The following is a 17,669-nucleotide window of genomic DNA, read 5'->3' on the forward strand; positions in this document are numbered from 1 at the left end:
TCTCTCCGACAGTTACACGCGATGTTTCCTCGCCTCAAAGCCCTCCTGTGGAACGACAGCGCACACCGACTGCGACTGCCGTGGCGGCTGGTCGCGCTCGTGGTCGTCCTTGCAGTGTTGGGGCTTCTCACTTCGCTCGTCGTCACGGCGCTCGCGGCGCGGCCGTCGCGTGCGCTCCTCGTGCTCACGCAGTCGCAGTCGGCAGAGCAGACGGCTGTCGCAATCCGAAATCTGCTCTTCGTCTCGACCCAGATCGTCGTGATCGTCGGCGGTGTCTATCTGGCCGGCCGGTTCGCAGACCGTCGTTGGTTCCGCGACTTCGGCTTTCGCGTCGACCGCTCGTGGTGGGCGGATCTCGGCTTCGGACTCGCGCTCGGGGGCGCGTTAATGACGGTGATCTTCGCAGTCGAACTGCTGGCTGGGTGGATCTCCATTAGAGACGTCTTTTACGTCGCTCGCTCGGGGTTCGACTTCTGGCCGTGGTTCTTCTGGGGTCTTCTCACGTTCGTCGCCGTGGGTGTCTACGAGGAACTCCTGTTTCGGGGCTACCTCGTAACCAACCTCTCGGAGGGGTTCACGTGGTTCGACCGGATTGGCACCCGCGGTGCGATCGCGCTGGCTGTCCTCGTAACCTCGGTCCTCTTCGGCGTCGCGCACGCGACCAACCCGAACGCGACGCTCGCCAGCACGGTCGGAATCGTGCTCGCTGCCGTGATGCTCGCGGCGGGTTACATACTGACCGGCGAACTGGCGATTCCGATCGGCCTGCATACGACCTGGAACTTCTTTCAGGGCGTCGTCTACGGCTTCCCCGTCAGCGGCACCTCGAACGGCGTATCGCTGATCGCGACCACGCAGTCCGGCCCCCGTCTCCTCACCGGCGGCGCGTTCGGCCCGGAAGCGGGACTGCTCGGCCTCGCTGCCTCCGTCGTCGGCCTCGTCCTCACCGTCGGATGGGTCCAGTGGCGCGAGGGAACGATACGACTCGCGGAGTCGCTCGTCGATCCGCACCTCCGCGTCTCCAGCGACGAGTGACCCCCACTGACTGCCGCGCACCGGTCTCGCGACCCCGACGCGGCTGACTCGTCCGATCCGACATCGAAATAGTTGCGTTTTTAATCAAAGATGGAGTTCGGATTGGTATGGCGGCTCATAGCACTCAGAAAGACGGGGAGCCGACGACCGATCTTCCCGACGTCGTGCCGTTCGACCTCACCTACCTCACACGACTCAGCTGGGAGCTGGGAACGCGCGTCGTCGACGACGAGGAGGCTACGCTCCGAAGCCGATGGGAACACGCTGGAAGTCCCTGGACGCTCTCGGTCTTCGAGGTGACGAGCAACACCGTGATCTTGTGTTTGCGCACGCCGGTCGGTCGCGAGCGATTCTACGGAACGACCCGTTCGGAAGTCCAGACCGCGACCTCACGGCTCGACACCGCGCCGTACTGGACACTGGCCGAGTGAGGCCGCCGTCGGGAGATCGTCTCGGCACCGCCTCCCGGTCTGCTGAACGCTTTTGGTTTCGGGGTCTGTCGAACAGCTATGGATCTCGAAATTGCGGGCGATTCGGCACTCGTGACGGCATCGAGTAGCGGCCTCGGGAAGGCGTCTGCACGGGCGCTCGCTGCAGAGGGCGCGAACGTCGTGCTCAACGGACGCGACGAAGACCGGCTCGAAGAAGCCGTCGCTGACGTCCGGGCTGACGCGGCGGCCGAGGCGACCGTCGTCGGGCACGCCGCGGATCTGACCGACCCCGACGACGTCGACGCGCTCGTCCGACGCCCCATCGAGGAGTTCGGCGGTCTCGATCACCTCGTGACCTCCGCCGGCGGTCCGCCGGCCGAATCGTTCCTCGAAACGACAGACGAGGAGTGGTACGAGGCGTTCGACCTCCTCGTGATGAGTGTCGTCCGGGCGGTCCGGGCGGCCGCACCGCATCTCCGCGCCGACGGCGGCGGAACGATCGTCACTATCGCGTCGATCAGCGTCAAGGAAGCCGTCGACGACCTCGTGCTCTCGAACTCGGTCCGGATGGGCGTCGTCGGCCTCGAGAAGACGCTCTCGAAGGAACTCGCCCCGGAGGTCCGCGCGAACGCGGTACTCCCCGGAACCCACGAGACGCCGCGAGTCGAGGCCCTCGTCGAGGAGGGCATCGAAGACGGCGAGTACGACTCTTACGATGAGGGCCTCGAAGACTGGGCCCGAGAGATCCCCGTCGAACATCTCGGCGACCCGATGGACCTGGGACGAACCGTCGCGTTCCTCTCCTCACCACAGTCGAGTTATCTCTCGGGTGTCGCGATACCGATCGACGGCGGCGAAAGCGCCTCGAATCTGTAGCAGCCGGCCCCAGTCTGCTGATTCGTCCATCCGAGCCGAATCGGAACCCACGTCACGCTCCGCGTCCGAGTCGGCACCGTGACCGACACGACGACCGAGATGACCGGCTACGCGCGGCGGATGCTGGTGGCCGTCTCGCTTGGGTGGGCCATACTCCAGACCGGTCGGTTTCTCATCTCACCGCTCTTGCCGACGATCATCGCGGACCTCGGGATCACCGAGGCGACTGCTGGCATCGCGCTCTCTATCTTCGGGGGCTCGTACGCGCTCGTCCAGTATCCGAGCGGCGAGTACTCCGACCGCTGGAACCGGGCGACGCTCATCGTCCCCGGATTGGTCGTCCTCGCCGTCGGATTCGCACTGTTCGGGCTGACGAACGGTGTCGTGCTGTTTTTCGTCGCCGCGACGGTCGTCGGCATCGGGAAAGGGCTCTTTGCGATCCCGTCGCGAGCGCTGCTCTCGGATCTCTTCACGAAGCAGCGCGGTCGCGCGCTCGGCATCTACGCCGCCGGCACCGACGCCGGGGGACTGATTTCCTCCGGCGTGGCGATCCTCGCGCTGACGTACGCGAGTTGGCGGACGCCCTTCTTCCCTGTCGCGATCGGCCTCGGGCTGCTCACGGCCGCCTACGCCGCGACCACGAGAGACGGCTACCACGTCGGCGAGACCTCACTCGACGTCTCCGGTACTGTCGGTCGACTCGTCGAGAGTTCCCAGCAGCGGGAGACGCTCGTCGCTTTTTCGCTGTTTTACTTTATGGTCGGCGGGATCATCAACTTCATTCCGACGTACCTCGCCCAGACGAAGGGATTCTCCCAGAGCCTTGCGGGCCTGACGTTCGCGATCGTCTTCGCGATCGGACTCGCAGTGAAGCCGCTGGCTGGGTCGCTTGGCGATCGGTTCTCGCGGCGTGGGATCGCTGTCGCCGGGCTGCTCGTCGCCGCGACGGGCCTGACGGCTCTCGTCGTCGCGTCCGCGACCGTCGCGATTTGGTTCACAGTGGCGTTTCTCGCGCTCGGGTACAAGGCGGGCTTCCCACTCGCCGACGCGATCATCGTCGACGACGCGCCCGACGGCGGGATGGGTGCCGACCTCGGTGCAGCGCGGGCGCTCTTTCTCGGCGCGAACGCGGTCGGCCCGGCGTACGTCGGGATCGTCGCCACCTACGGCAGCTACGACCTCGCGTTCGGCGGATTCGTCGTCTGTCTGCTCGTCGCGGCGTGGCTGCTGTTCCGCAACCGGTAACCTGTGCGCCACTGGACTGGGACCCGCGCCGATCGGTGTGTCTCGACGGGTATTCGTCGTTTCTCGACAGACGATACGTGCCTCAGCGCCAATTAACACCAACTACGCCACACGGTAATTATTTTACCACACATTTTCTATTAGCGGTGAGTGTGTTACCAAATGTTTGAGTTGCGGCGAGACCGTCGCTGGCGGGCCGTCCTATCGAAACGTTCTCCCCGACAACCGGCTTTGAGGCAGAACGCAGAATGAGCGACAGCAGACCAGCGTGGGACTTCAAAGAGCGAGACGTCGTCATCCTCAGAGAGCTCGCGCGGGATCCACAACTCTCCGCCCGTGAACTCACCGACGTCTTGGAAGAAGAACACGGAATCGACGTCAGCCACGTCACGGTGAGCAAAGCGATCCGGAATATGCGTGAAGCGGGCGTCTTCCGCGAAGCGATAATCCCGAACGAGTCGTACTTCACGTTCGCGCTGATGGAGTTCAAGTTCAACCCCGAGAACTTCAAAGAGCACTGGCGTGACACGATGGAACACATCAGATCGAGTCAGTACTCCATCTTCTACTTCCTCTCGGACGGGGAGTACCAGTGGAAATCGGTGATGATGTTCCCCAGCCAGGAGGCGGAGTCGAAGTGGCTCCACGAGTTCTACAAAGAGCACGGGCAAGCCGTCAGCAACGTCCGTAGCTCCACGATGACGAACGTGCTGAAGTTCGGGACGACGCCGGGACTCTTCGATCACCTCGAATCAGACGGCGGTGAGTGATTCAGCTCTGAGCGACAGGACACGTATGCGACCGTTTCCTCCGACAGGGGACGGTTCGGCGACAGCTGACGGTCGGCGACTGACGAAGCGGATTACACGCCCAGGTACTCCTGTCTGAGCTCGTCGTCCTCGCGGAGTTGCGCCGTCGAGACTTCCTCGACGATTTCGCCCTCGTCGAGAATGTAGTGCCGTTCGGCGACAGCGACCGCCACGGCGACGTTCTGCTCTACCAGGAGGACGCTCACGTCCTGTTTCTCGTTGATCTCTTGGATGATCGACTCGATCCGTCGGACGATGTACGGAGCCAGCCCCTCGCAGGGCTCGTCGAGGAGCATCAGCTTCGGGTTCGTGACGAGGCTTCGCGCGATCGCCAGCATCTGCTGTTCGCCGCCGCTCATATTCTTCGAGGGGCGATCCCGCATATCGTCGAGTTCGGGGAACTGATCCAGCACCTCTTCGACGGGCAGCGGATCGCCGGCGTGATCCGCCGCGAGCCGGAGATTCTCTTTGACCGTGAGGTCTCGGAAGCACCGGCGTCCTTCGGGAACGAGAGACAGCCCGAGGTCCGAGATCTGGTAATTTCGGTGCGCACGGAGGTCTTCGCCGTTGAACGTCATCGACCCACCGAACACCCGAGGAACGTCTGCACCGACGAGTGCGTGCATCGTCGTCGTCTTGCCCGCGCCGTTGCGGCCGAGCAGCGAGACGACCTCGTTCTCGTCGACCGAGAGATCGACGCCGAACAGCACCTGTCCGGTCTCGTATCCGGCTTCCAGTTCGGAGACGTCGAGGAGGCTCATAGTTCCTCCCGCATTCCGCCGAGGTACGCTTCCTGGACCTCCTCGTCGCCTCTGACCTCGTCGGGCGTGCCCGTCGCGAGGACGCGCCCCTGATCGAGGACGGTGACGCGGTCGCTTATCGAGAGGACGATATCCATATCGTGTTCGATCAAGAGCAGCGTCAGGCCGAGGTCCTGATGCACCGATTCGATGAGGTCGGTGACGAGTCCCGTCTCGTTCGTTCCGAGACCACTCGTCGGCTCGTCGAGCAGGAGTACCGAAGGATCCGTCGCCAGCGCCATCGCGATACCCAGGCGACGCTGGTCGCCGTGCGAGAGGTTCTTCGCAGTGACTTCGCGTTTGTCAGTCAGCCCGACAGAGTCCAGAATGTCCAGCGCTTGCTCGCGGTGCTGGGACCGCCCCTCGCCGAGAAGATCGAACGAGAACGGTCCTGATTCGATCGTCTGGACGACCACCCGGACGTTTTCGAGGACGCTCAACTCGTTGAACAACTGATTCGACTGAAACGAGCGGGCGAGGCCGCGGTGGGGACGCTGTTCCTGTGAGAGGTCCGTGATCTCCTCGCCGTGGAGATACACCGTCCCGTCGGTCGGGGCGAGCGCGTGCGTGAGCACGTTGAAAAGCGTCGTCTTGCCGGCCCCGTTCGGACCGATAATCGCTCGCAGTTCGCCCTCGGGAACGGCCAGATCGACGTCGTCGACGGCGACGATGCCGCCGAACCGCTTCGTGAGGCCCGTCGAGCCAAGCGCTGCCGTCTGGGCGTCGCCTGTGTCCGTTCGCTCGGTCGTAGACGTATCTGTTTCAGACATCTTCTTCACCGGTCCGCAGTCGGTCGTAGAGCGTTTCGATACTGTCTCTGAGGAGTCCCCAGATCCCCTCGCGTGGCGCGATCAGCACCGCGATGACGAACAGCAGCCCGAGGAAGAACTGCCAGTACGCCAACACGCCCGCGAGTTCGAGACTGACGATCGGGACCTCCTTCAGCGGCAGGACGAGCATCTCGAAGTCGGTCAGGTAATCTTCGGCGAACAGCCAGACGAACGCGCCGGCGACGGGGCCGAAGAAGTAGTTCGCACCGCCGAGCACCGTCATCAGGATGACGTCGCCGCTGGTCTCGACGGTCAGGAGCGAGAGCGTCGCGCCCTGTTCGTTGATTTCGAGGATCGTGCCGGCGTAGGCGGCGACGACCCCGCTCAGGGTGAACGCCCACACCTTGTACCGGTAGGTGTTGATCCCCATCGCGCGGGCCAGCTCTTTGTTTTCGCGGATTGCGATGAGCGTCCGACCGAACGGCGAGCGGACGATCTGCCAGAGAACCACGAGGCCGACGAGGACCGCCGCTGCGACGAGCCAGTACCAGTCGAACTGGAAGCCGCCGAGGTTCACGTACTTGAGACCGCGTTCTGTCTCGATCCACGCCGGGACCGCACCGCCCGCGATGCCGGTCGTCCCGCCGGTCAGTCCGGCAGGGTTGTAGTTGGCGATGAAGTGCGCGGTCGTCCCGAACGCGAGCGTGAGCATCGCGAAGTAAATCTCCCCTTTCTGGACGGTGATCCGGCCGATGAGATAGGCGGCGACCCCCGCGAGCGCGAGCGCGACGACCGCTGACAGGACGAACGACGAACTGAACCGTGACAGCCCGATCGCCGTGACGTACGCCCCGATCCCGAGGAACATCGCGTGGCCGAACGACAGCAGCCCCGTGTACCCCAAGAGGAGGTTGAACGAGGCCGCAAACAGCATCCAGATGAGGATGGTGTTCGCAACCGACCCGTATCCGAGGAGGAACTCCATCGACACTAGTGGACGGAGCAAGATGACCAACAGGACCGACCCGATTGGAACCTTGTACCGATTCAGCGCCCCGAGCGGGAGCCCCGAGACGAGGCCCTCTCCGGTTCGGTTCGTGGCGGATTCGTCGCTCATTCGAGGAAGCCCTCCTGTCCGAACAGCCCGCGTGGCCGTGCGAGCAGCACGACGATCATCACCAGATACGGGACCAGTCCGCCGATCCCGGGAATATTGATGAACTCCAGCGTCGTCACCTCGGCCAGCGTCGAGAGGTACAGTGGCGTCAGATAGCTCGCGCCGCCGATCAGGAGGCCGGCGACGACACTCCCGAACAGGCTCCCGATCCCGCCGACAACGACGACGACGAACGCGAGGATGATGAACTGATTCGCCATCCCGACGTCCATTCCGACTGCGGCACCCCGGAGGACGCCGCCGAGACCCGCGATGGCCGCGCCGAGCACGAACATCGAAATGAATCGGACGTTCATATTCACGCCGAGGAACTCGGCCATCTCGCGGTCGAGCACGCCCGCGCGAACGGAGAGACCGAAGTCGGTGCGCTCGATGAGCAGGTAGACGGCCGCGATGACGACGACCGCCACGGCGACGGTGAACAGGCGGATCCGCGAGACGGTCGTGACTCCCAGATCGAAGCTCATCGAGAGGATTTGCGGAGCCACGACGCTTCGCGGCGTCCCCCCCCAGATGGCGCGCGTCGCCTCACCGAGCATCAACGCGATGCCGAACGTCGCGAGCAGTCCGTTCAGGGGGTTCTTGTCGTAGAGATGCCGGAGGACGCCGCGTTCGATCGCGACGCCAACGAGTCCGACTCCGAGCGGTGCGACGATCAGCGCCACCCAGAACGAGACTCCCCAGACTTCCATCAGTTGGAAAGTGAAGTACGCGCCCAGCATAAACAGGGCGCCGTGGGCGAAGTTCACGATGCCGAGCAGCCCCAGGACGATTGACAGGCCGAGCGCGATCAGCACCAAGACGAGTCCGTACACGAGGCCGCCGATGACCTGATCGACGAACAGGCCGGGGCGAACGATGGCACTCATCACCGTCAACAGCACCAGGACGCCCCAGACGATACCTCCAGCGGGCGTGATGCTGCGCTGCGTTCCCGGAATGGGAATGGCGTTCATACGTGAGTTCACAGCGAGCAGCCCGTCGCGTCGCAGCTACGCATTACGTCTTTCCCGGCGCTCGATCCCTCGACCTGGAACCACGCGTTGTAGGGATCGGTCTGCATATCGCCCATCGAGCGCCCCGAGATCGCCCAGGTCGGGTGCACGAGTTGGTGGTCGCAGGCCCGCCATTCGAGGTCGCCCGGCATAATGCTCAGCGCCGTCTCGCTCTCGACGGTGTGGCCTTCGAGCTCGCTGCGGATCGCTTCCCCGTCTGTCGAGCCGGCGCGGACGGCCGCGCGGACCTGCTGATCCATCGCGATGTACGCGTTGGCGTGGCGTACGTACGGGTTCTGATCGCGGTCTGCGACCCGCATCTTGAACTCCTCTGCGCTGTCGATCGCGTTCGTCCAGCCGGTCGAGGCGATGTCCATCATCGCCGCGGACTCCTGGCTGAGCCCCCAGAACGCGATGTCTTCGGCCTGGTGACCCATCAGCTTGAAGTTCTCGTGCATTCCTTTGTTCCGGAGCTGCTTCATCGCCAGTCGCTTGTCGAGCGCGGGGAGGACGAGACCGAGGCCGGTCGCGTCGGAGTTAGCGACGTTGTTGAGGTACGACGTGTAGTCGTCGTTGGGGAACGGCGTCGCTTCCGACTCCACCACGGTGCCGCCGTTGGCCTCGATCTCTTCGATGTAGAGCTCCTGGGCGTTCTGTCCCCAGATGTAATCGGAGTACAGCAGGTACCACTTGTCGGCGATGTCGGCCATTCGCGCCCCGATGGACTTGACCAGCATCGTGTTCGAAGAGTACGTGCTGAACATATGCGGCTGACAGCTCGATCCCGTCAGCGTGTCAGACGCGCCGTCTGCGATGTAGGAGACGCCGTTGTCGGAGGCCCACGTCCCGATCTTCGTACAGACGGCCGACGAGAGCGCGCCCTGCGCGAAGTCGATGCCATCCGCCGTCACGGCTCGTTTCATTCGCTCCAGCGACGCGCTGGGATTGACTTCGGTGTCGTAGGTGCTGATCTCGATGTCGACGCCGAGTTCGCTCTCGAGGTCCTCCGCTGCGAGTTCGGCACCCGTTCGGAGTGCGGGTCCCCACGGCGCGAACGGACCGCTCTGGGGGTTGAAAACGCCGACGTGGAACGAACTCGGACCTGTGTCCTGGCTCGTCGAGCCACCCGTCGTCCCCGAGTCGCCACCGCCGTCCCCACCACTGTTGTCTCCGTCGCCTCCGCCGCCACCTGAACAACCGGCGAGTCCGGACATTGCGATTACTGAGGCTGCGCCACCCGTCTTCAGCACCTTGCGTCTGGTAGGTGATCTCATAGCTCGCTCCACACCTTAGAGCCGAACTTGATAATACTTTCGTTAAGTATTGAGATCGATTGTGGTGAAATAGTAAACGAAGCAGCGCCCATTCAGAAATCTTGTTAGAACGCGTATGTTACCACACTTCACGATAGCGGGCCGCTCTGTACGCAGTGGGAGGACGTACTACACGTCTGGTGACCGCATAGCTCCCCAGACACAGTCCCGGCGAATGAAATTACAGATGGTGTCTTATCTGCCTAAAATTTCACCACAATGTCTCTATACTAGCTAATTCTAAACACTGTGTCTAAAATACCAGAAGATTGAATAGCAACGTTAACTCTTGGGTAAGCGATGCAGGAAGCGAACATCCAACACGTCGCGGTACTCGGCGCCGGAAGTATGGGCCACGGCATTGCCGAGGTTGCTGCGATTGCGGGCTACACTGTCTCTATTCGAGATATCGAGCAGGAGTTCGTCGACGACGGTCTCGACAACATCGAGTGGAGCCTCGGCAAACTCGCGGAGAAAGGACAGATCGACGAATCGGCTGAGGACGTCTTCGACCGAGTCGAGGGCTTCACCGACCTCGAAGCGGCGGTCGAGAACGCCGACCTCGTCGTCGAGGCGGTGCCCGAACGGATGGAACTCAAGAAGGACACCTTCGCCGAAGTCGACGAGTACGCCCCCGAAGAAGCGATCCTCGCGAGCAACACTTCGGGACTCTCGATCACCGAGATGGCTAAGGCCACCGACCGACCCGAACAGGTCGTCGGGACGCACTATTTCAATCCGCCCGTGCGGATGGACCTCGTCGAAGTCGTCCACGGCGACGCGACCAGCGACGAGACCATCGAGCGCGCACACGCCTACGTCGACTCGATCGGCAAGACGGGCATCGACGTCAAGAAGGACGTCCACGGCTTCGTCGTGAACAACGTCCTCGTGCCGTTTATGGGCGAGGCCGCGTGGATGCTCGACCGCGAGGAGTGCACGATCCAGGAGGCCGACGCTGGGATGGTGTTCAACCGCGGGTACCCGATGGGGCCCTTCGAACTCAACGACTACGGCGGCATCGATATCGCCTACGACTTCCTCGAAGCTTCCGCGTACGACGTGCCGCCGTCGATCGCCGCGATGGTGGACGACGAGACGCTCGGCCGCAAGACAGGCACGGGCTTCTACGACTACGAGGACGACGACGGCGTCGACTACGAACCCGGCGACGGCGAGGGCTTCGACACGCTCCGCATCGAAGCCCGGATGATCAACGAGGCGGCGAAGTTGGTCGGCGACGAGGTGGCGACGCCCGAAGACATCGACCTCGGCGTTCGTCTCGGCGGCCGGTTCCCGCTGGGGACCTGTCGCGTCGGCGACTCGATCGGGCTCGATACCGTCCTCGACAAACTCCAAGCGCTCTACGAGGAGACCGGTGCCGCGCGATACGAACCCGCTGACTACTTGATCGAACTGGTCGAGGCCGGCGAGACTGGCGTCGACGCGGGCGCGGGGTTCTACGATTACACGGGCGAGTACCCCTATCAGTTCCTGAACGTCGATCTCGACGAGCGGGGCGTGCTCTCGATCGAGTTCGACCGCACCGAGCGGCTCAACGCCTTCAGCGAGGAGATGTTCGCAGAAGTCGGCCACGCGCTCGAGGACGCCGACACGGACGAAGTGTCTTGCGTGGTATTCGAGGGCGCCGGCGACCGAGCGTTCTCCGCCGGTGCGGACATCACGGGCTTCACCGCCAACGCGCCGACCGAGATTATGGACGTCGAGGAATCCATCGAGCGGATCTACGACTTCGATCGACCCACGATCGCCGCGATCGACGGATTCTGTCTCGGCGGCGGTTTCGAGTTGATGCTCGCCTGTGACCTCCGGCTCGCGACCGAGAACTCCACGTTCGGCAGTCCCGAAGTCGATCTGGGGTTGATCCCGGGTGGCGGCGGCACCCAACGTCTCACCCGCCTCGTCGGCAAGCCACGCGCGAAGGAGATCATCTTCCGCGGAAACCACTTCGGCGCTGAGCGTGCCGAGGAGTGGGGAATCATCAACCGCGCCGTTCCGACAGACGAGTTCGACGAGACCGTCGAGGAGTTCGTCGGCGACGTCGCCTCGGGGCCCAAGACGGCGCTGAAAGTCGCAAAGCAGGTCATCAACGAGGGCGACGACGCCAGTCTCGACGCCGGGCTGAAGATGGAGAGCCAGGGCTTCGGCCTGCTGACGACGACCGACGATATGCTCGAAGGCGTCCAGGCGTTCAGAAACGACCGCGAACCGAACTTCGAGGACTGAGAAATGCCACACAATGCAGCCATCGTCGGCGGCGGGCTCACCGAATGGGGCGAGCGCGACGCCACGTGGAAGGATCTCGCACAGGAAGCCGGCAAAGCGACGTTCGACGACGTCGACGGGATTGAGCCCGCAGACGTCGAGGGGCTGTTCGTCGGAGCGGTGCAACCCGAACGGTTCGCGTTCCAGAGCCACGTCGCGCCGATGGTCGCCGAACTACTCGGCATCGACGTGAACGGGATGTTAGCCCGCACCGAACTCGCCTGCGCGAGCGGGCAGGCCGCACTCCGCTACGCCTGGCTGGCTATCGCCGCCGGCCAACTCGACGTCGCGCTTGTGCTCGGCGTCGAGAAGATGAACATCGACCGCGAGCATATGCCGGAGATCCAGTCGAATATGACGAACGTGCTCGACCGGGAGTTCGACGGCGTCAACGGCCTCAACGGACCGTCGTACTTCGCCCAGTACGCCCAGCGGCATATGGAAGAACACGGGACGACCCAGGAACAACTCGCGATGGTGAGCGCGAAGAACAAGAGTCTCGCCGCCGAGACCGACTTCGCACACTACCGAGAGCACGTGGACGTCGACGACGTCCTCGATTCGTACCCCATCGCCCCGCCGCTCCGTCTGCTCGACTGCAGCGGTATCACCGACGGCGCTGCGGGCGTGCTCGTCGTCAGCGAGGAGAAGGCCGCGGAACTGGGCGTCGAGACGGCTGCCTACATCACCGGCAGCGGTCAGTCGTGTATGGCGAGCAACTCCGTCAACAACATCCCGTCGATGACGACGTGGCCGCAGGCTCGAGAGGCCTCCCAGCAGGCCTACGAGCAGGCCGGGATCGAGGACCCGCTTGAGGAGATCGACGTCGCGGAGGTCCACGACTGCTTCTCGATCAGTGAGATCATCGAGTACGAACAACTCGGGTTCGCCGAGGAGGGCGAAGGCGGACAGTTCATCGAGGACGGGCGCAGCGAACTCGACGGCGACGTCGCGGTCAATCCGCGCGGCGGTCTTCTCGGGTGCGGGCATCCGCTCGGTGCGACCGGTGTCTGCCAGGCGCTGGAGGTGTACCGACAGTTCGCCGGCGACGTGTCCAGTGCCCGGCAGGTGCCCGACGATCCGGAGACCGGACTCATTCACAATCTGAGCGGCAGCGCCTCAGTGCACAGCGTGATGACTCTCGCGAGGGACCCACAATGACTCGACCCGACCACACCGGCCCGAAAGACGCAGACGCCCCGACCGACGACCTCCTCCGTACGGACGGCGGTGAGCACAGCGACCCGCCACGCGGAACGATCACCCTTCCGGACGAAGTCGAACTCCCGCGGCTGCTCGACTTCTACGATCTCCAGGACCCAGAACACACCCGGATCCACGAGTTCTACGACAACCTCCGTGCGGGATCGCTCACGACGACACAGTGCACCGACTGCGACGCGATTCACTTCCCGCCGCGCGTCGTCTGTCCGGAGTGTCTGAGCGACGACCTCACGTACACTGACCTGCCGCACGAGGGGACGCTCACCTCGTTCACCGAGGTCCGAGGGACCGCGGCTATCGGGATGAGCGACGACCCGCCGTTCGTCGTCGGCGTGGTCGATCTGGGACCTGTCAGGCTCTCTGCGCGGGTCGACAACGCCACCTACGACGAACTGGAGACGGGTGATGCCGTCCAACTGAAGGTGATGGACATCGACGGACCGACCGAGCAGGACCGCGTCTTCTACCGATTCGAGCCTCTCTGAAAACAGTTCGCGACGGCGGTTTTCCGTTCGTTATCGGAGACGCGTCGCTCCGAGCGCCGTCAAAGGGCTTATCGTAAGTCCGCATAGATGTCTCGCCGGACGGTACGGCGAGACTCTCCGAACAGTTACGATAATCCCTATCAGTTGACGTCGCGCTCGGCGTCGTCCCAGTGTTCCGCTCGCAGTTCGTACTTCTGGATCTTCCCCGTCGAGGTCTGCGGGAGCTCTTCGCGGAACTCGACGCTCGTCGGGCACTTGTAGTGGGCCAACTTCTCGCGGCAGAACTCGATCAACTCCTCCTCCGTGAGGTCTGACCCCTCGCGCGTAACGACGAGCGCCTTCGGCGTCTCGCCCCACTTCTCGTGTGGGACGCCGATGACAGCGGCGACCTTCACGTCGGGGTGATCGAAGATGGTGTCTTGCACCTCGATGCTGGAGATGTTCTCGCCGCCCGAGATGATAATGTCCTTCTTTCGATCGACGATCGTGAGCATCCGGTTTTCGTCCATCGTGGCGATGTCGCCCGTGTGGAACCAGCCGTCGACCCGGTCGTGGAAGGCCTGCTCTGTCTGTTCGGGCTTGTTCCAGTAACGATCGAGGACCTGATTCCCGCGGGCGACGACCTCGCCTTTGGTCTGGTCGTCGAGGGGGACGTCTTCGCCGTCCTCGTCGACGACACGGATCTCCGTGTTGAGCGTCGCGAACCCGGGTTTGTTGATGATGTCGTACTTGTTCCCCTGTTCGATCTTCCGTTTCGAGTTACTCGTGGTGATGAGCGGCCCCGTCTCGGTCGCCCCGTAGGCGTGGATGATCCGCCAGCCGAGTTCGTCTTCGGTCCGCTTGATCGTCCGTTTCGGCGGGGGACTGGCAGCGGTTTCGACGCGGACGGGCATCTCGCCGGTCGTCGGGACGTCCGCTTCCTCGTGGTATTCGAGCAGCATATTGAGGACCGTCGGGGCGCCGCCGAGATACGAGACGTCGTAGTCGTAGATCCGCTCGAACACGGTCGCGGGGTCGAAGTCCCGGAGTATCACGTGCTTTCCACCGATGCCGGTCAGCCCGTAGATGTGGCCCCAGCCGTTGATGTGGAACATCGGCGAGGTCCAAAGCAGCGTGTCGTTGTCCTCGAACTCCACGTGATGGGCGTGAATCATCGCGTGGTAGTGCTGGATGCGGTGGGTGTGGACGACGCCCTTCGGATCGCCGGTCGTCCCGCTCGTGTAGAGGATCGTCGCGTCGTCGTCCTCGCTGATGTCCGGCCGTTCGGGTTGTGCGGGCGACGCGTCACTGAGGACGTTCTCGTAGTCGTCCCAGTCGCCCTCGACGCGGTCGGCGTCGTATGCGATCCACTGCGAGACGCTTGTCTCGCCGCCCTCTTTCAGGTGCTGGAGCTTTTCGGCGTACTCGTAATCGGCGATCAGCACGCTCGGCTCGCAGTCACCCAGTAGGTAATCGTACTCTCCGGGTTGGAGGCGGAAGTTCAGCGGGACGAACAGCGCGCCCAGTTGCATCGTCGCGTAGAGCGTCTCGATGAAGTAATGCGAGTTGGGCGAGAGCAACGCGACCCGATCCCCCTTTTCGACGCCCCACTCGCGGAGCGCGTTCGAGAGCCGATTGACTCGCGCTCCGAGTTCGCCGTAAGTGAACTCGGTCCCGTCGTCTGCGATGACCCCGACATCGTCGCCGTAGAGTTCCGTCGCCCTGTCCAAGAAGTCAGTCGTGAGTAGTGGCCTGTGCATTGGTTTCGTTCCATTTAGCAGGTCACACCAGTGCGTCGCTGGCGGGGAGACTCCGCTCGTCTTGCGGTCTGCGCACCCGACGACCGCCCTGGTATGGCATCACAGATCAATAATTTACATTAGTATATAATAGTTCCCCAAAAATTACCATTATATACGAAATCAGTGAATGGAGACAACTTGGTTATCAAGTCCGGGTCAGACTCTCGATGTCTGCCGCACCTCTCCCGTCACTGGCCGCCCACCGCTCCCGTACGTCGATTCCAGACGCTGACTCGACTCGCCCGCGTCAGGTTTGTGTCTCGGTCCGTTCGAGGCTGGTCTGTCTCCCCAACGTCGCCTCGAATCTGTCTGCGAGGTCTTCGAGGGACCAGCCGCCGTCCTCGAACGCGATCCGTTCGATCTCCGGGTTCGAGCGCAGCCCGACGCCGTCGCCCGCCGCTTCGACGGTACAGCCGGTGACGCCCGCGGCCGCCTCACTCAGTAGAAACGCCGCGACCGGCGCGACGTTCTCCGGGGGGTACTCCGCCGCGTCGAGAAACGCTTCGGTCATCTGCGTATGCGCGATCGGAACCAACGCGTTCACGCGAACGTCGTACCGCTGTAGTTCGATCGCGGCCGTGCGGGTCAGCCCGAGCACCCCTGCTTTCGCCGCCGAGTAGTTCGCCTGTCCGCTGTTGCCGAACGCTGACGGGCTCGCCACTGTCAGAAACGAGCGACCTGTTGATCGGGCTTCGGCCGCCTCTTTCCACCGGCGCGCGGCACTCCGGAGGAGATTGAAGTGACCGCGGAGGTGGACGTCGATCACCTGGTCCCACTTGGATTCGGTCATCTCGGTGAGATACGAATCACGGAGGATGCCGGCGAAGTTGACGACGCCGTCGAGTCGACCGTGTTTGGTGACGGTGTCGTCGATCAACTCCTCGGCGTATTCCATCTCCGTGACGTCCCCGAGGTGGGCCGTCGCGGATCCTGTTCTCCCTTCTAGTTCCTCCTGCAGAGTGACGGCATCGGATTCGCCCTCTCCCCCTAGGTCGTTGAGGACGACGGTCGCGCCGTGAGAGGTTAACTCTCGCGCGGTCGCTCGCCCGAGCCCGCCCCTGCTCCCTGTTACGATGTAAACTTCATTTTTAAGCATCTTTTTTCGATGTGAGATACGAGGCCACAATATTCTATCGACGGGATACAACACAGGCGGCGCAGTGAGTTCGTCGCCAGCGAATCACGTCGCCTGCGGCTCGGGTGCGCGCCACGCGAGCACGGTTCCGGCTCCCGCGAGTGCGCCCGCGAGAAGGAACGCCGCGTCGAAGCCCGCGGCGTCGACGACGGCACCACCGACGATCGGAGCCAGAAACGCCCCAGCGAGACCGATGCTCGTCTGAAATGCGACGGCCGTCGCGGCAACGCGCGGATCGACCACCTCGCGCACGTAGGTAAACGAGAGCCCGAGCGTGAGCTGGATCGCAAAGCCCGAAAGCAGCAGGACGCCGACGAGCAGTGGGACCGATCCCAGGTACGCGAAGAGCAACACGAGCGGCGCAGCGAGGCCGAACGAACCCAGCAGGACCGGCTGTCGCCGCCCGTCGAAGACGCGGTCCGAGAGGAGACCGCTGCTGATTCGCGAAACGACGCCAATGCCGGGGAACACGGCCAGGAGGATGCCACTCACCGCCAGTGAAAGCCCGATCTCCTGGGTGAGATACGACGACCCCCAACTGTTGATGAAGAGATACAGCGCGTAGCTGAGAAAGCCGAGCGTCGCGACGAGCCAGACGGTCTGGTCGCGGAGAACGGTCCCGAACTCCCCCAGCGTGGGGGCGTCGCCGTCGCGACCGCCGAGCCCGCGACTCGTCGGCCAAAATATGAGCAAGCCGACGAGCGCGACGCCGGTGAACGCGACAAATATAGCTGGCCAGCCGAACCGCGCGGCGATGATTGGCCCCGTTCCCTGCCCGATCGCGAAGCCGACCGGACCGCTCGCGGTGAAGATACCGACTGCCGTCGCGAGGTGGTCGCCGGTCACTGCGCGGCTCACGATATCGATGCCCGCGTTCCAGACGACCACGTACGCGATGCCACCGACTGCACGCGAGGCGATCACCGACCGGTAGCTCCCTCCTCGCCCGCCGATCCATCCCCAGATGCCGGCCGCGAACAACACGAACACGGCGGTCACCATCACACGTCGTGAGTCCGTTCGATCCAAGAGGGCACCGGCTGGCAGACTCGCAACCACGGCGGTCCCGAACATTACGCTCACCAGGAGTCCGGCGATCGCCGGCCCGATGTTCAGGGACTCACGGATCAGCGGAGTGACGCTCGCTGGGACGATTTCGTAGGCCGCCAGTCCCACCGAAATCAGACTCGCGCCCGCGACGAGACCGTACGTCGTCCAGTCCCGTCCCGACGCTCGCCCCGACCGATCTCGGTCTGATCGGCCGTCACTCCGTTCGGTAGCCATCAGTGCTCGGACGTGTTCGTCAG

At 63.6% G+C, this 17,669-nt stretch carries 16 protein-coding genes; 8 read left to right on the top strand and 8 right to left on the bottom strand.

Annotated features, from left to right (window positions below; all coding sequences use genetic code 11):
* Positions 1 to 21: 21 nt before the first annotated feature.
* The 5 genes from NO347_RS13360 (at position 22) to NO347_RS13380 (ending at position 4,357) form a co-directional block, all read left to right on the top strand.
* Positions 22 to 1,035, top strand: a complete 1,014-nt coding sequence (locus NO347_RS13360; RefSeq protein ID WP_256290092.1) for a CPBP family intramembrane glutamic endopeptidase — start codon at positions 22 to 24, stop codon at positions 1,033 to 1,035.
* Positions 1,036 to 1,142: 107 nt separating this feature from the next.
* Positions 1,143 to 1,466: a hypothetical protein gene (locus NO347_RS13365; RefSeq protein WP_256290094.1), complete on the top strand. Its 324-nt coding sequence runs from the start codon at positions 1,143 to 1,145 to the stop codon at positions 1,464 to 1,466.
* A 78-nt stretch (positions 1,467 to 1,544) separates the two neighbouring features.
* The gene (locus NO347_RS13370; RefSeq protein ID WP_256290096.1) at positions 1,545 to 2,342 is read left to right on the top strand and encodes an SDR family oxidoreductase; all 798 of its coding nucleotides are present in this window, start codon (positions 1,545 to 1,547) and stop codon (positions 2,340 to 2,342) included.
* 120 nt (positions 2,343 to 2,462) lie between these two features.
* Positions 2,463 to 3,587, top strand: a complete 1,125-nt coding sequence (locus NO347_RS13375) for an MFS transporter (RefSeq protein ID WP_256290165.1) — start codon at positions 2,463 to 2,465, stop codon at positions 3,585 to 3,587.
* Positions 3,588 to 3,835: 248 nt separating this feature from the next.
* Entirely contained in the window at positions 3,836 to 4,357 is a 522-nt protein-coding gene (locus NO347_RS13380; protein WP_256290098.1) for a winged helix-turn-helix domain-containing protein, read from the top strand.
* Between the two features lie 92 nt (positions 4,358 to 4,449).
* Here NO347_RS13380 and NO347_RS13385 read toward each other — a convergent pair whose 3' ends face one another.
* Genes NO347_RS13385 through NO347_RS13405 form a run of 5 tightly spaced genes read right to left on the bottom strand, consistent with a single transcriptional unit; the run spans position 4,450 to position 9,352 of the window.
* Positions 4,450 to 5,157 carry an ABC transporter ATP-binding protein gene (locus tag NO347_RS13385; RefSeq protein WP_256290100.1) on the bottom strand — a complete coding sequence of 236 codons (708 nt, stop codon included), beginning with the start codon at positions 5,155 to 5,157 and terminating at the stop codon, positions 4,450 to 4,452.
* Entirely contained in the window at positions 5,154 to 5,966 is an 813-nt protein-coding gene (locus NO347_RS13390; protein WP_256290102.1) for an ABC transporter ATP-binding protein, read from the bottom strand. Before NO347_RS13390 ends, NO347_RS13385 begins: the two co-directional genes overlap by 4 nt.
* On the bottom strand, positions 5,959 to 7,083 hold the full coding sequence (locus tag NO347_RS13395; RefSeq protein ID WP_256290104.1) for a branched-chain amino acid ABC transporter permease: 1,125 nt from the start codon (positions 7,081 to 7,083) through the stop codon (positions 5,959 to 5,961). Before NO347_RS13395 ends, NO347_RS13390 begins: the two co-directional genes overlap by 8 nt.
* Positions 7,080 to 8,099 carry a branched-chain amino acid ABC transporter permease gene (locus NO347_RS13400; RefSeq protein ID WP_256290105.1) on the bottom strand — a complete coding sequence of 340 codons (1,020 nt, stop codon included), beginning with the start codon at positions 8,097 to 8,099 and terminating at the stop codon, positions 7,080 to 7,082. The genes NO347_RS13395 and NO347_RS13400 overlap by 4 nt, the downstream gene beginning before the upstream one ends.
* 8 nt (positions 8,100 to 8,107) lie before the next feature.
* A complete protein-coding gene (locus tag NO347_RS13405; RefSeq protein ID WP_256290107.1) occupies positions 8,108 to 9,352 on the bottom strand; it encodes an ABC transporter substrate-binding protein in 1,245 nt (414 codons plus the stop codon).
* A 399-nt stretch (positions 9,353 to 9,751) separates the two neighbouring features.
* Here NO347_RS13405 and NO347_RS13410 point away from each other — a divergent pair, with 399 nt between their 5' ends.
* The 3 genes from NO347_RS13410 to NO347_RS13420 are packed head-to-tail and all read left to right on the top strand — an operon-like array spanning position 9,752 to position 13,446.
* Entirely contained in the window at positions 9,752 to 11,698 is a 1,947-nt protein-coding gene (locus NO347_RS13410; RefSeq protein ID WP_256290108.1) for a 3-hydroxyacyl-CoA dehydrogenase/enoyl-CoA hydratase family protein, read from the top strand.
* A gap of 3 nt (positions 11,699 to 11,701) precedes the next feature.
* Entirely contained in the window at positions 11,702 to 12,898 is a 1,197-nt protein-coding gene (locus tag NO347_RS13415) for a thiolase family protein (protein ID WP_256290110.1), read from the top strand.
* Positions 12,895 to 13,446, top strand: a complete 552-nt coding sequence (locus NO347_RS13420) for a Zn-ribbon domain-containing OB-fold protein (protein ID WP_256290111.1) — start codon at positions 12,895 to 12,897, stop codon at positions 13,444 to 13,446. Before NO347_RS13415 ends, NO347_RS13420 begins: the two co-directional genes overlap by 4 nt.
* A gap of 140 nt (positions 13,447 to 13,586) precedes the next feature.
* Here the strand turns inward: NO347_RS13420 and NO347_RS13425 are convergent, their stop codons facing one another.
* From NO347_RS13425 to NO347_RS13435, 3 genes are all read right to left on the bottom strand, one after another.
* Positions 13,587 to 15,185 (bottom strand): class I adenylate-forming enzyme family protein, encoded by a 1,599-nt coding sequence (locus NO347_RS13425; protein WP_256290112.1) that lies wholly within the window; start codon positions 15,183 to 15,185, stop codon positions 13,587 to 13,589.
* Positions 15,186 to 15,474: 289 nt separating this feature from the next.
* Complete coding sequence (locus tag NO347_RS13430; protein ID WP_256290114.1) at positions 15,475 to 16,323, bottom strand: SDR family oxidoreductase; 849 nt, start codon at positions 16,321 to 16,323, stop codon at positions 15,475 to 15,477.
* A gap of 84 nt (positions 16,324 to 16,407) precedes the next feature.
* Positions 16,408 to 17,646 (bottom strand): MFS transporter, encoded by a 1,239-nt coding sequence (locus tag NO347_RS13435; protein WP_256290116.1) that lies wholly within the window; start codon positions 17,644 to 17,646, stop codon positions 16,408 to 16,410.
* Positions 17,647 to 17,669 lie beyond the last annotated feature (23 nt).

This window comes from Halobellus inordinatus (assembly GCF_024464655.1).
Classification (GTDB): Archaea; Halobacteriota; Halobacteria; order Halobacteriales; family Haloferacaceae; genus Haloquadratum; species Haloquadratum inordinatus.

What these genes read in the sequence shown, in the direction of transcription:
- NO347_RS13415 (WP_256290110.1), top strand. Translation starts at nt 11,702, where the DNA reads ATGCCACACAATGCAGCCATCGTCGGCGGCGGGCTCACCGAATGGGGC.
- NO347_RS13375 (WP_256290165.1), top strand. Translation starts at nt 2,463, where the DNA reads ATGCTGGTGGCCGTCTCGCTTGGGTGGGCCATACTCCAGACCGGTCGG.
- NO347_RS13370 (WP_256290096.1), top strand. Translation starts at nt 1,545, where the DNA reads ATGGATCTCGAAATTGCGGGCGATTCGGCACTCGTGACGGCATCGAGT.
- NO347_RS13420 (WP_256290111.1), top strand. Translation starts at nt 12,895, where the DNA reads ATGACTCGACCCGACCACACCGGCCCGAAAGACGCAGACGCCCCGACC.
- NO347_RS13395 (WP_256290104.1), bottom strand. Translation starts at nt 7,083, where the DNA reads ATGAGCGACGAATCCGCCACGAACCGAACCGGAGAGGGCCTCGTCTCG.
- NO347_RS13360 (WP_256290092.1), top strand. Translation starts at nt 22, where the DNA reads ATGTTTCCTCGCCTCAAAGCCCTCCTGTGGAACGACAGCGCACACCGA.
- NO347_RS13410 (WP_256290108.1), top strand. Translation starts at nt 9,752, where the DNA reads ATGCAGGAAGCGAACATCCAACACGTCGCGGTACTCGGCGCCGGAAGT.
- NO347_RS13380 (WP_256290098.1), top strand. Translation starts at nt 3,836, where the DNA reads ATGAGCGACAGCAGACCAGCGTGGGACTTCAAAGAGCGAGACGTCGTC.
- NO347_RS13385 (WP_256290100.1), bottom strand. Translation starts at nt 5,157, where the DNA reads ATGAGCCTCCTCGACGTCTCCGAACTGGAAGCCGGATACGAGACCGGA.
- NO347_RS13425 (WP_256290112.1), bottom strand. Translation starts at nt 15,185, where the DNA reads ATGCACAGGCCACTACTCACGACTGACTTCTTGGACAGGGCGACGGAA.
- NO347_RS13435 (WP_256290116.1), bottom strand. Translation starts at nt 17,646, where the DNA reads ATGGCTACCGAACGGAGTGACGGCCGATCAGACCGAGATCGGTCGGGG.
- NO347_RS13430 (WP_256290114.1), bottom strand. Translation starts at nt 16,323, where the DNA reads ATGCTTAAAAATGAAGTTTACATCGTAACAGGGAGCAGGGGCGGGCTC.
- NO347_RS13405 (WP_256290107.1), bottom strand. Translation starts at nt 9,352, where the DNA reads ATGTCCGGACTCGCCGGTTGTTCAGGTGGCGGCGGAGGCGACGGAGAC.
- NO347_RS13390 (WP_256290102.1), bottom strand. Translation starts at nt 5,966, where the DNA reads ATGTCTGAAACAGATACGTCTACGACCGAGCGAACGGACACAGGCGAC.
- NO347_RS13365 (WP_256290094.1), top strand. Translation starts at nt 1,143, where the DNA reads ATGGCGGCTCATAGCACTCAGAAAGACGGGGAGCCGACGACCGATCTT.
- NO347_RS13400 (WP_256290105.1), bottom strand. Translation starts at nt 8,099, where the DNA reads ATGAACGCCATTCCCATTCCGGGAACGCAGCGCAGCATCACGCCCGCT.